At 70.9% G+C, this 11,550-nt stretch carries 13 protein-coding genes and 1 pseudogene; 9 read left to right on the top strand and 5 right to left on the bottom strand.

All coding sequences use genetic code 11. The features are described 5' to 3' along the window. Positions 1-190: 190 nt before the first annotated feature. From Vqi01_RS09775 to Vqi01_RS09765, 3 genes are all read right to left on the bottom strand, one after another. Positions 191-646, bottom strand: a complete 456-nt coding sequence (locus tag Vqi01_RS09775; RefSeq protein ID WP_204034390.1) for a hypothetical protein — start codon at positions 644-646, stop codon at positions 191-193. Positions 647-675: 29 nt separating this feature from the next. Further along, complete coding sequence (locus Vqi01_RS09770; protein WP_204034388.1) at positions 676-1,242, bottom strand: hemerythrin domain-containing protein; 567 nt, start codon at positions 1,240-1,242, stop codon at positions 676-678. 219 nt (positions 1,243-1,461) lie between these two features. Next, complete coding sequence (locus tag Vqi01_RS09765) at positions 1,462-2,103, bottom strand: response regulator transcription factor (RefSeq protein WP_204034386.1); 642 nt, start codon at positions 2,101-2,103, stop codon at positions 1,462-1,464. Positions 2,104-2,167: 64 nt separating this feature from the next. On the opposite strand from Vqi01_RS09765, the gene Vqi01_RS09760 reads away from it, so the two are divergent. The 9 genes and pseudogenes from Vqi01_RS09760 to Vqi01_RS09720 all read left to right on the top strand — a co-directional run. Continuing rightward, positions 2,168-2,899, top strand: coding sequence for a sensor histidine kinase (locus tag Vqi01_RS09760; RefSeq protein ID WP_204034385.1), 732 nt, complete (start codon positions 2,168-2,170; stop codon positions 2,897-2,899). 85 nt (positions 2,900-2,984) lie between these two features. Then, positions 2,985-3,854 carry a manganese catalase gene (locus tag Vqi01_RS09755; RefSeq protein WP_204034384.1) on the top strand — a complete coding sequence of 290 codons (870 nt, stop codon included), beginning with the start codon at positions 2,985-2,987 and terminating at the stop codon, positions 3,852-3,854. A 142-nt stretch (positions 3,855-3,996) separates the two neighbouring features. Beyond that, positions 3,997-5,103 (top strand): putative manganese transporter, encoded by a 1,107-nt coding sequence (locus Vqi01_RS09750; protein ID WP_204034383.1) that lies wholly within the window; start codon positions 3,997-3,999, stop codon positions 5,101-5,103. 22 nt (positions 5,104-5,125) lie between these two features. Continuing rightward, positions 5,126-5,419, top strand: coding sequence for a hypothetical protein (locus Vqi01_RS09745; protein WP_204034382.1), 294 nt, complete (start codon positions 5,126-5,128; stop codon positions 5,417-5,419). A gap of 75 nt (positions 5,420-5,494) precedes the next feature. Next, positions 5,495-6,601 carry a FecCD family ABC transporter permease gene (locus Vqi01_RS09740; protein WP_204034381.1) on the top strand — a complete coding sequence of 369 codons (1,107 nt, stop codon included), beginning with the start codon at positions 5,495-5,497 and terminating at the stop codon, positions 6,599-6,601. Between the two features lie 26 nt (positions 6,602-6,627). Continuing rightward, positions 6,628-7,605 (top strand): ABC transporter substrate-binding protein, encoded by a 978-nt coding sequence (locus tag Vqi01_RS09735; protein ID WP_204034379.1) that lies wholly within the window; start codon positions 6,628-6,630, stop codon positions 7,603-7,605. Next, entirely contained in the window at positions 7,602-8,387 is a 786-nt protein-coding gene (locus Vqi01_RS09730; protein ID WP_204034378.1) for an ABC transporter ATP-binding protein, read from the top strand. Before Vqi01_RS09735 ends, Vqi01_RS09730 begins: the two co-directional genes overlap by 4 nt. After that, positions 8,384-9,079: a class I SAM-dependent methyltransferase gene (locus Vqi01_RS09725; protein WP_204034377.1), complete on the top strand. Its 696-nt coding sequence runs from the start codon at positions 8,384-8,386 to the stop codon at positions 9,077-9,079. Before Vqi01_RS09730 ends, Vqi01_RS09725 begins: the two co-directional genes overlap by 4 nt. A 3-nt stretch (positions 9,080-9,082) precedes the next feature. Further along, positions 9,083-9,748 (top strand): annotated as a pseudogene (locus Vqi01_RS09720) (NADP-dependent oxidoreductase); the annotation flags it as partial. Between the two features lie 331 nt (positions 9,749-10,079). Here the strand turns inward: Vqi01_RS09720 and Vqi01_RS09715 are convergent. Together Vqi01_RS09715 and Vqi01_RS09710 are read right to left on the bottom strand one after the other, a co-directional pair. After that, the gene (locus tag Vqi01_RS09715; RefSeq protein WP_204034374.1) at positions 10,080-10,688 is read right to left on the bottom strand and encodes a mycothiol-dependent nitroreductase Rv2466c family protein; all 609 of its coding nucleotides are present in this window, start codon (positions 10,686-10,688) and stop codon (positions 10,080-10,082) included. Between the two features lie 372 nt (positions 10,689-11,060). Continuing rightward, entirely contained in the window at positions 11,061-11,468 is a 408-nt protein-coding gene (locus Vqi01_RS09710; RefSeq protein WP_204034373.1) for a hypothetical protein, read from the bottom strand. Between the last annotated feature and the right edge of the window lie 82 nt (positions 11,469-11,550).

Raw genomic sequence — 11,550 nt, 5'->3', positions numbered from 1 at the left:
GAGCCAGCGTCGGGACGATACGGCGGGGTTTCGCCTCACAGTCGAACTGTCGGTAGCCGGCCGATGAACAGCCCGCCAGCCTTTCCGGCGGCCGTTGCCGCAGCGCATTCGAACAGTTCGAACAGACTGCCCGCAGGTCTGGAAAACCGAGCGCCCTTCATCTTTCGTTATCGATATTACTGCTCGGTAATCACCGTCGCGGGCGACCGCCCGACCGGGAGGGGGCCCGACGCCCACATTCGACCGGCACAGGCGGGATACCGGTGGCTGGCGGACCTGATCGGCGTGCGGTGGGCGGTGGGCGGTGGCGCTCACCGGGGTCGCGTTGAGCCTGCTGGTGGCGTGGCTGCGGCGGCGCCGGCTGCTCGACAGTCTCGACGGCCCCGCCCCATCCTCGGGCCACCTCATCGCCCATCCCGGCCGCTGACGGCGGCGGGCCGAGGCGCCGGTACGTCGATCGGATGCGGGTGCCCTCGTACGTCAGGTCGGTCATCGGCCGTCCGCCGACGAAGGGCGCGAACGGGTAGAACCGGCGTACCTCATGGGCGAACGCCTCGGCGAAGGCGGGGTCGTCGGCGCGGAGTCGGTCGGCGTACCCGGGCCGACGGTGCAGCGCGTGCCCGGCGAAGGCCACGAACCAGGTCACCGCTACGGCCGACCGGAGGACGTTGATGGTCAGTCGCCGTGTGACTGGCGCCAGTCACGTACCGCGTCGCGCATCCGGTCGAACACCGCCACCGGCGGACCGAGCAGCATGTTGTTCACCGGCGATTCGCCGGCAGCCGGATGCGGCCGAGTGGGAGAGACCGCCTCGGCGGCGCGGACAGCACCGGCCATCCGACGTAGCCGCTGAGGGTCGCTGTCGCGCCGCAGCTGCGGAAACTCCTCCTGCTCCTCGTGCCGGGCATGGTCGAGGACGGCCTGCTCGAACTCGGCGAACCTGGCATCGAAGCTCGGCGCCGAGGTGCCCAGGTCGTAGAGTTCGGAGAGGGTCAGCTTGGCCTCGTGCTCTTCGTGCAGCCGCGCATCGACCGCGGCGTCGCCGGCGTCGGCGCGGGCCGCCGGGTGCACGACCTGTTCCTCGGCGCTCTCGTGAACGGCCAGCAGCCGAACCAGGTCGTGGAACGCGGCCTGCTTGGCCTCGCCCTGGCTCTGCTTGACCTTCTCGAACAGGGACCTGATCTGCTCGTGTTGCTGAACGAGCAGATCGATGACGTCCTGCTCCTGGCTGGCTGTGGTCATGTGAGTCGACCTTCCCTGAGAATCATCCTGGATGTCGTCCTATAACCCGCTATGGGAGCAATAAACGGCTCAGCCAGTTCGCCGCAGGCGGTCGCAGTCAGACCTCGGAATGCTTCTCGAGACGGGACGCCGAGTAGTGGATCATCTGCGCCACGAGCAGACCCTCGGGATGTGCCCCAAAAACCAGTAACAGCAGCCCCAGGAAGAACACCAATCTCGTCAGCCGTCGAGCAGTCCCAGTTTCCCGGCGAGCGCGGCGGCCTCCGCGCGATTGGACACCCGCAGTTTGCGCAGCAACGCGGCGGTCATGCGCTTCACGGTGCGCTCGGAGACGTGCAGTTGGTCCGCGATCTCCAGGTTGCCCCGGCCGGTGGCGATCGACCGGAGCAGGGCGCGCTCCTCGGTGTCGAGGTCGACGCGGGCGCCCGGGCCGGTGTGGAGCAGGCCACGCAGCAGTTGTGCCGGCAGCACGGCCCAGCCGCCGAAGACGGCCAGCAGTGGCGGCAACAGCGCCTCCGGCTCGGCACTCTTCGGCAGGAACGCCTCGGCGCCGGCACGCAGCGCCTCCAGGGCCGGTGCCGGGTCGTCGTCGCCGGACATGGCCACGACCCGTACTCGGGGAGTGGTCCGGCGGATGGCCGCCACGGCGCGGATGCCGCCGGGCGGTGGCATGTGCAGGTCGACCAGGGCCAGGTCCGGCAGGCACCGGCTCATCAGCGAGGCCGCCGCCGCGGCGTCGCCGGTGGAACCCACCACGTACGCCCGCGCGTCGGTGGTCGCCGGCAGCAGCAGTTCGAGTCCGCGGACGAACAGCGGATGGTCGTCGACGACGGCCACCCGCAGGGCCGAGGACTGCACCATGCCTGTTCCCTTCCCGAGCGGGTACCGATCATGCGGTACACACCGAACGGGAGGAGCTGGGCGGATGCGGGTACGTCTCGGATTCGGGCGACGGGTGGGAGCACTACGCCGTACCGACGTGCACATCGGACCCGACGGCCCGGCGGCTGCAGCCGACCTCCTGCTGCGGGTGCTCTGCCACGAACTCCGTACGCCCGTCACCAGCCTGACCGCGCTGGCCCGGGCGCTCGCGGGCGAGGCGGGCCCGCTGACCGACGACGACCGGCGGGCCGTCTCCGCGCTCGCCCGTGACCAGGCGATCCACCTACAGACCCTGCTCAGCATGGCCACGGCGGGCGTCAGCGGCCTGACCCTTGCCGCCGGGCGGGACGAGCGGCCGGCACCCCTGGCCGAGATCCTTCCCACCGTCGCCGCCCTCGTGCCGGCGCATCGGCGGCGCGTCCTGGTCACCCCGCAGGCCGCGATGTGCCAAGTGTTCCCAACCCGCACCCGACAGGTGCTGGGCAACCTGATCGAGAACGCTCTCCGGCACGGCCCGCCGATCGGCCGGATCGGCATCCACGCGGTGCGCTGGCGCCGCTGGCTGAGCATCAGCGTGACCGACGAGGGACGGGTGCCGGACGCCCTCGTCGAGGCGCTGCGCCGGCCCGTACCGGCCGGCGGGATGTCCGGACTCGGGCTGTGGATCGCCCGCGAACTCGCCGCCGCCGACGGCGGCCAGGTCCGTCTGCACCGGCTGCGGCCGTACGGGGTGGCGCTGGAGGTGCTGCTTCCCGACGTACGTCAGGTGGGTTGACCCGGCCGGGCCACCGATTGGCCTGCCGGGGCCGGCGCGGCGGGAAGTGACCTCGGTAGCAGATCAACAGCACCGAGGAGGATGCGTGTTCACCCACATGAAGGACCTGCAGTTCGAAGCCAAGCCGGACGGGCCCGACGCCGCGTTCGCCCGTCGCCTCCAGGAGGTCCTGGGTGGCAAATGGGGCGAGATGACCGTCGCCAACCAGTACCTCTATCAGGGCTGGAACTGCCGGCTCCCCGGCAAGTACAAGGACCTGCTGCTCGACGTCGGGACCGAGGAGATGGGCCACGTCGAGATGATCGCCACGATGATCACGCGGCTACTGGACAACGCGCCGCTGTCGCTTCAGGATGCGGCCGAGGACAACCCGATGGTGGCGGCGATCTACGGCGGGTCGAACCCGGCGCACTTCATCCACGGCGGCGGCGGAGCGCTGCCGGTGGACAGCGCGGGCGTGCCGTGGAACGCCAACTTCATCACCGCCAGCGGCAACCTGATGGCCGACTTCCAGCTCAACGTCACGGCCGAGGCCCAGGGCCGACTCCAGGTGGCCCGCTTGTTCAACATGACCGACGACCCGGGCGTCAAGCAGATGCTGCGGTTCCTGCTGGCCCGCGACACCATGCACCAGAACATGTGGATGGCGGCCATCGAGCAGCTCAAGGAGGACGGCCTGGAGGAGATGCCGGTGCCGGATGCCTTCCCCGACTCCGCGGAGCTGACCGAGCAGTTCAGCTACACGTACCTCGACTTCTCCCCCGGCCAGGACGCCGCACAAGGCCGCTGGGCCTCCGGGCCGGCGCCGGACGGCAAGGGCCAGTTCCGCTACGACCACAGTCCACGCGCGCACGCCCCCGAACCCGTCCTGCCGCCGGGCGATCCGCGCCTGTACGGCACCAACCCGGGCATCGCACAGGGCATGGTCAACACGGTCAAGAGCAAGATCAGCTGATCTGGTGGCACCGGGCCGTCCGCAATCTCGGATGGCCCGGCGCCGGCCGGCCGGCGATGCAGCGTCGCGGCACCCGAACGTCCGCGCGGCGGGCGGTGCGGTGAGCCACGTCCGGCTTCCGTTCCTGAGGGAGGTGTGCAGGGTGAACGAACTCGTGCTCCGCCCACTCGCCGACGCGTTCATGCAGGTGGGTGTCTACGTCGCCGCCATGGTGGCGTTGTTCGGGTGGCTGCGTTGGCGCTATGGGGACAGGGTCACCGACGGGCTCGCCCGGCACCGCCGGGTGGGACCCCTCATCGGCGCGTTGCTCGGCGTCAGCCCCGGCTGCGGTGGAGCGATCATCCTCATGCCGCTGTACGCGCGCGGCAGGGTCTCCTTCGGCACCGTGGTGGCCGCGTTGGTCGCGACCATGGGCGACTCCTCTTGGGTGGTGCTCGCCTGGAACCCGATCTTCGCGCTCCAGTTGCACGCGCTCCTGTTCGTCGTGGGCCTGGCCACCGGGTACGCCGTCGACGCCCTCGGTACCGCCCCCGCGCACGCCGCCGGCAACCGGCCGGCACCCGCCGTCGCTCCACCGGGCCTCGTCGGCGGTGGCGGCCCCGGCCTCGCCTCCTCCCGGCGCCTGCTCGCCGGGCTGCTGCCCCGGGTGTCCGCATCGACCGCGTTCTGGGGTCTCACGACGCCCGCTCTCGCCGTGTCCGTGCCGGTGGTGTTCCAGGCCATCGACCCGGCCGCCTTGACCCGCCTGCTCGGCGGGGTGGACCCGTACCTCACCCTGGGCGTCCTCGGCACGCTCACGGCGGCACTCATCTTCGCCAACGGGCGGGGACGGCTGGCCGACGACACCCTGGAGACCGCCCACGCCCGTTCGATGGCCGCCACGATGCGGCACAGCGCCCACGAGGCCTCGTTCGTCACGGTGTGGGTCGCGGTGGCCTATCTCGGCTGGCAGGTGCTGACCACCACCACCGGCTTCGACGGCTCACAGCTCGTCCTGACCGGTCTCCTCGGCGTGCTGGTCGGCGCGGGAATCGGCCTCATCCCCGGCTGCGCCGTGCAGATCGTCTTCACCGGTCTCTACGTCAACGGCGGACTGCCGCTGCCCACGCTGGTCGCCAACGCGATCAGCCAGGACGGCGATGCCCTCATCCCGCTCGCCGCGTTGCGCCGGCACTCCGCGGTCATGGCGACCGTGATCACCACCATTCCCGCAGCGGCCGTCGGCATCGCCCTGCTCGTCATCCTGTGATCATCAGAAGGAGTAGCGACCAATGCCCATCGCCACGCCGTACCTCGTTCCGGTCGCCCGGATCCGCCGCAAGCTGGTCGCCTTCGGCATGCTGACCGTTCTCGCGCTCACCATCGGGCTGCCGGGCTGGACCGTCGCAGCCCTGGCCTCGATCAGCCTGGCGATTCCCGCCGTGGCCGCGCTCGCCGGCGGCCGGGCCATGCTGCGTGAGCTGCTCCGTCCGCCGGGCCGCCCTACCGGAGACCGGGCCGTACCGCCCTTCGCTGAGCAACTCGCCCACCCGGCCTACGGCGGGAGATCCCCCAGCACCGAGTGACGAGCGCCCCACCTCACTTCTCCGTCGCCTGATCTTGCTGGTAGCTTTTGCCAAGGTTTTGCAAAAGCAACAGCAATGCAGATTGGGGTACGGGTGGGCGTCATCGCCCTGCCGCAGGGCAAACAGGACCTGCTCGGGGTCGCGGCTCAGCGACGCCGGACCGGGTTCTGGCTGCTCGGGCTGACCGTCGGTCTGGTCGTGACCGGGGTCGTCGCGGTCGGGTCCGGGGCCGTCGGGATCGCCCCGCTGACGGTGGCCCGGATCATCGGGCACCACCTCGTCGGCCTGCCCGGCGAGGTGACCTGGACGCCGCCGCAGGAGGCCATCGTCTGGCAGGTCCGCCTGCCCCGGGTGCTGCTCGGCATGCTGGTCGGCGCCGGGCTGGCCGTCTGCGGGGTGGCGTTGCAGGCCATGGTCCGCAACGTGCTGGCCGATCCGTACCTGCTCGGCATCAACTCCGGCGCCTCCAGCGGCGCGGCCGCGGCGATCCTCTTCGGCGCCGGTGCCGGTTTCGGGCGGTACGCCCTCTCCACCAGCGCTTTCCTCGGGGCGCTCGCGGCGTCGCTGCTGGTCTTCCTGATCGCGCGCAGCGGTGGCCGGGTGACCTCGATCCGGTTGCTGCTCTCCGGCGTCGCCGTCGGTTACGCCCTGTACGCCACCACCAGCTTCCTGATCTTCGCCTCGGGATCCGCCGAGGGTGCCCGGTCGGTGATGTTCTGGCTCCTCGGCTCCCTGGGCCTGGCCCGCTGGGATGCCCTGCTGGCGGTGGCCGCGATCGTGTTGATCGGCATGATCGGCTACCTGACCGTCATCGGGCGGCGGCTCGACGTCCTGGCCATCGGTGACGAGACCGCACAGACCCTGGGCGTCTCGCCGGACCGGTTCCGGCTGCGCCTGCTCGTGCTGGTCTCGCTCAGCGTCGGCGTGCTGGTCTCCGCCGCCGGCAGCATCGGGTTCGTCGGTCTCGTCGTCCCCCACCTGGCCCGACGCATCGTCGGGGCGCCACACGTACGGGTGGTGCCGGTGGCCGCACTGCTCGGGGCCATCCTCCTGGTCTGGGCCGACGTGCTCGCCCGGGTGCTGCTGGCCCCGCAGGAGATCCCGATCGGCATCATCACCTCCCTGCTCGGCGCCCCCTTCCTGCTGATCCTGATCCGTCGTCTGCACGCCACCGGCGCGTGAACGCCCGCCGGAGTCGAGGAGTACCAATGAAGGCAACCCGTCTCGCCGCCACCACCGCCGTCCTGCTGGTGCTGGCCGGGTGCGGCGGCGGCACCGACGAGCCGACCGCGGCCGGTCCGGGCTTCCCGGCCACCGTCACCAACTGCGGGGTGGACGTGACCTTCGACGCCGCGCCGCAGCGGGTCGTCCTGCTCAAGAGCGCGGCCGTGCCGTACCTGCACGCGCTCGGCGTCATGGACCGGGTCACCGCCCGCGCCGGGCAGTACCCGAGGGAGTACTACGACGCGGCGACCCTCGCCGAGCTGGACCGGATCCCGTTGCTGACCGACCGGATCGACACCAGCGGCCACCTTCAGATCTCCAAGGAGGTCGTGATCAGCCAACAGCCCGACCTGGTGCTCGGCGAGGTCGACAACCTCTCCCGCGACGCCCTCTCCGCGGTGGACATCCCGCTGCTGGAGGAGCCGGCGATGTGCCCCGACAGCACTGCCGTGCCGACCTTCGACGACATCTACCGACAGATGGAGACCTACGGCCGCGTGTTCGGCCGCGAGGCCGAGGCCACCACTGCCGTCACCGCGCTCCGGCAACGGATGGCCACCATCCAGGCCGAGGCCGGTACGCCGTCCGGGCGCAGCGCGGCGGTGCTGTACCCGACGGTGGGCGGCGGCGTCACGTACGCCTATGGCACCGGCAGCATGGCCCACCCGCAGTTGGAGGCCGCCGGTCTCCGGAACGTCTTCGGCGACGTCAAGGAGCGCGTCTTCGAGGTGACCGTGGAGGAGTTGCTCGGCCGCGACCCCGACGTGCTGATCCTGCTCCACAGCGACGGCGACCCCCGGGCCGTCGAGCAGGCGCTCACCGGGCTGCCCGGCGCCGGGAACCTCACCGCGGTCCGCGACGGCCGGATCATGACCCAGCTGTTCAACTTCACCGAGCCGCCGACGCCGCTCTCCGTCGACGGCCTGGAGCGGATCGTGCGGCACTTCAAGGACAACCCGTGATCCGGGCGAGCGAGGTCTCCTGGCGCTACGGCGCGAACCCCGTGATCGAGGGGGTGAGCGTGACCGCGCGGCCGGGCCGGGTCCTCGGGCTGATCGGCCCGAACGGCAGCGGCAAGACCACCCTGCTGCGGCTGCTCTACGGCGCTCTGCGCAGCCCCACCGGGCAGGTCACCGTCGACGACGACGAACTGTCCACTCTCCCGTCGCGGGAGGCCGCCCGCCGGCTGGCCGTGGTGGTGCAGGAGGCCGGCGGCGAGACCGCCCTCACCGTGGCCGAGCTGGTGCTGCTGGGTCGGGCACCGCACCTGTCGACGTTCCAGCGCACCGGCCGTACCGACCACGAGATCGCCGCCCGCTGCCTGGCCCGGGTCGGTGCCGCGCACCTCGGCGGGCGGGCCTTCGCCCAGCTCTCCGGAGGTGAGCGCCAGCGGGTGCTGATCGCTCGGGCGTTGGCCCAGCAGGCCACCCACCTGCTGCTCGACGAACCCACCAATCACCTGGACATCCGCTACCAGCACGAGATCCTGCACCTGGTGCGCACCCTCGGCACCTGCTCCGTCGTCGTGCTGCACGACCTCAACCTCGCCGCCCGCTACTGCGACGACCTGGTGCTGCTCGGCTCGGACGGCGTGGCCGCCGCCGGCACCATCGACCAGGTGCTCGACCCCACCGTCCTGGAACCTGTCTACGGCATCGGCATCCAGCGCCTGGACCTCGACGACAACATCCATCTGCTGTTCCACCCGATCGACCAGAGCATCAAACAGAGGAGTGCGGCATGAGCGTGCAGGAGAAAATCAACGACTACTGGACCGGTCGCGCGCCGGACTACGACGCGTACCAGCAACGCCCCGACCGGCTCGCCGCGGACCAGGAGGCCTGGTCGCGGATCTGGGCCGAGGCCCTGCCGGCGGCGCCGCTGGACGTGCTCGACGTCGGCACCGGCACCGGCCAGGTCGCCATGGTCCTCGCCGGCCTCGGGCACCGCGTCACCGGCATCGACCTCTCCGAAGGGATGCTCGACCAGGCCCGACGACACGCCGCCGCCGTCACCAACGGCCCGGTCATCGAGTACGGCGACGCCGTGGCACCGGATTTCCCGGCGGCCAGCTTCGACGCGGTGACCAGCCGCTATCTGATGTGGACGCTGCGCGAACCGCAGGCCGCCGTGGCGAACTGGATCCGCCTGCTACGGCCGGGCGGCACCATCGCCGTGGTCGACAGCACCTGGTTCCCCGACGGTCTCGACAACGCCTCGGAGAACTTCACCGAGCACTACGATCCGCAGGTCCAGGCCGTCCTGCCGCTGGCCGCCGCCACCTCCATCGACAAGACCGTCGCGGTCCTCGAAAAGGCAGGGCTGACGAAGGTCACGGTCACGCCGCTGACCTCGATCTACGAGCTGGACCGACAGTACGGCGTCGCACCGAATCACGAACACCAGATGCAGTACCTGATCACCGGCGTGGTCTGAACCGGCCCGGGGCAGGTACGCGTGCGGGTCAGGGCGGCGGGCGTGCAGCCCTTCGACTGCGCGGTGCGGGCCGGCTGGACGCCGCCCGGCACGCCGCCGGGATTCCCTAGGATCCCGGGCAACGAGTTCGCCGGCGTGGTCGACCAGATCGGCGAGGGCGTCACCGGCATCGCCGTCGGCACCGAGGTGCTCGGCTTCGACCTGCTCAACGCGTACGCCGAGCATGTCGTCGTACCTGCCGGGCACGTCACCGCCAAACCAGCCGGCATGCCCTGGGAGGTGGCCGGTGGATTCAGCGCCGCAGCGCAGACGGCGCACATCGCGCTGCGGGAGCTGAACGTCGGCAAGGGCGACACCGTACTGATCCACGGGGCGGCCGGCGCGGTCGGCACCGTCGCGGTGCAGTTGGCGGTCCAGTGGGGCGCCACCGTCATCGGCACCGCCCGCGAGGTGAACCACGACTACCTGCGTTCGCTCGGCGCGATCCCGGTCGCCTACGGCGACGGTCTGCTGGAGCGCGTACGGGCAGTCGCACCGGACGGCGTCGACGCCGCCCTGGACGGTGCCGGCGGTGAGGCGCTGGCCGTCTCGCTGGCCCTGGTGGCCGACGCCCACCGTGTGGTGGAGACCGGGCATGGTCGCGGCAAGGTCGTCCTGACCGTCGAGTGAATGCCACCGCACGGCACCCGGAGGGACACCCTGGATGGTGACGGGCATCCAAGCAGTTCACAGATGGTGGTCATCGCGCCATGCTCGCTCCCCGCCCTGACCCAGTTTGGCCTCTGCCCCTCGTAAGCCCACGATCGTTGGCGGCTGAGCTGCACGACACGCCGTCGGAAGTGCAGCTGAAGTGCCAACGATCGCAGGTGAGGCCTAGGTGCGCGCAGCAGCCGCTTCCGCAGGCTCTCCCCCGCGCCACCCTCGAACAGCACATTGTCCGGCAGGACGACGGCGGCGCGGCCGACAGTTCAGGAGATCGACTTCACCGCTAACTTTATGATCAACCAGGGTGGTGGAGGGCGGCGTGGGGGCGGCCTTTCAGTTCGTGGAAGCCTGGGGTGGCGGCGACCAGGAGCGTGCCGTCCCACAGCCGGCCGGCGGTTTCGCCGCGCGGAATGCGGGAGATGACCGGGCCGAAGAAGGCCACCCGCCGGCCAATGTCGTCCTCGGTGGCGATGATCGGGGTGCCGACGTGGTCGCCGACCAGCGCGATGCCCTCGGCGTGCGAGGCGCGCACTGCTGCGTCGAACTCCGTCGTGCCGGCCGCCTCCGCCAGGTCCCTCGGCAGGTCCGCGTCCGCCAGCGCGTCACCGAAGTCGCCCCACTGGCCTCTCTCATGGACCCGCTCGCCGTACGCGGTGAAGAAGCGCGCCAGCCCGTCCTGCCCGTGCCGCTGTCGCACCGCCGCGCAGACCCGCACCGGGCGCCACAGCCAACCCTCGGTGTCGCCCTCCGGGTCGACGTCCCGGCCCTCGTTGAGCACGGACAGGCTCATCACATGCCAGCGAAGGGCGAGCGGCCGGACCGTTGCGGCCTCGACCAGCCACCGCGAGGTGACCCAGGTGTACGGGCAACTCGGGTCGAACCAGAAATCCACGTTCCGCGCCAACGGCCTCCTCCTGACCACAGGAGAAGTTACCGGCTCCAGGCGTCGATCGGCACCGCTGCCGGCCAGGTCCTCACCCGTGTTTGTTGTGGCCGCTTTGCTCTGCTTCAACCCACGCAACGGTTTGCCGCTGAGCCCGTTGCGTGGGTTGAAGCAGAGCAAAGGGAGCAGTGAAGGGGGTGAGGAAACGCTGCCCATCCACTCCATCAGCGCCGTGGGATCGGCGCTTTCCTCGACCAGCCGAGGATCCAGACGTGGTGGCCGCTGTGCCTGGGGATGTGGACGGCACGGGTTGCGGCATGTTGGGCTTTCCGGGCCGGGTGAGACCGCGAGTTGCGGCGTCCTGTGGCAGGGCCCGCGAGTTGCGGCAGCGGGTCAGCTCTGCGTACGGTCGTCGATCTCGGTGCCCGACTCGCCGGGGCGCGCGCCGATCGCCTCCTCGGCGGCCCGCCCGCCGGTGCTCTGGTCACCGAGGTTGAGGTCGCTGCGGGGCAGGACGGACAGACCGGCGGGATCCTGGGTCGGCCGGTCGGTGTCTTCGCGGGCCGTTGTCTGGGCGGCCGGTCCGCCGGCGGACTCGCGGCGTCCGACACCCCGTGCGTGGTAGAGGTCCGAACCGCCCAGGTCGGTCTCGATGGGGCGGCCGTCCGGCTCCGCCAGTCCGGCCCGGCGCAACATGTCGACCAGTTCGTCGTGCGCCATGCGTTCGGTGTCCGTTATGCCGGCACCACGGGCGATGGATCGCAGCGTGGCGAGATCCTGGTCCTGGAAAGTCTCGGCCATGCCGCTGGCTTCCCCGCCTCGTGGTGCGAAAACCTGCCGGTCGAACAGGCCCAGCCCGAAACTGATCGACTCCGTTCCGCGG

The organism is Micromonospora qiuiae (assembly GCF_016863555.1).
GTDB lineage: Bacteria > Actinomycetota > Actinomycetes > Mycobacteriales > Micromonosporaceae > Micromonospora > Micromonospora qiuiae.
The sequence above is the reverse complement of the archived record's forward strand: the minus strand, read 5'-3'. Positions and strand labels throughout refer to the sequence as shown.

Coding starts and splice junctions, on each gene's coding strand:
- Vqi01_RS09770 (WP_204034388.1), bottom strand. CDS start 1,242: ATGACCACAGCCAGCCAGGAGCAGGACGTCATCGATCTGCTCGTTCAG.
- Vqi01_RS09765 (WP_204034386.1), bottom strand. CDS start 2,103: ATGGTGCAGTCCTCGGCCCTGCGGGTGGCCGTCGTCGACGACCATCCG.
- Vqi01_RS09760 (WP_204034385.1), top strand. CDS start 2,168: ATGCGGGTACGTCTCGGATTCGGGCGACGGGTGGGAGCACTACGCCGT.
- Vqi01_RS09745 (WP_204034382.1), top strand. CDS start 5,126: ATGCCCATCGCCACGCCGTACCTCGTTCCGGTCGCCCGGATCCGCCGC.
- Vqi01_RS09740 (WP_204034381.1), top strand. CDS start 5,495: ATGCAGATTGGGGTACGGGTGGGCGTCATCGCCCTGCCGCAGGGCAAA.
- Vqi01_RS09735 (WP_204034379.1), top strand. CDS start 6,628: ATGAAGGCAACCCGTCTCGCCGCCACCACCGCCGTCCTGCTGGTGCTG.
- Vqi01_RS09725 (WP_204034377.1), top strand. CDS start 8,384: ATGAGCGTGCAGGAGAAAATCAACGACTACTGGACCGGTCGCGCGCCG.
- Vqi01_RS09710 (WP_204034373.1), bottom strand. CDS start 11,468: ATGGCCGAGACTTTCCAGGACCAGGATCTCGCCACGCTGCGATCCATC.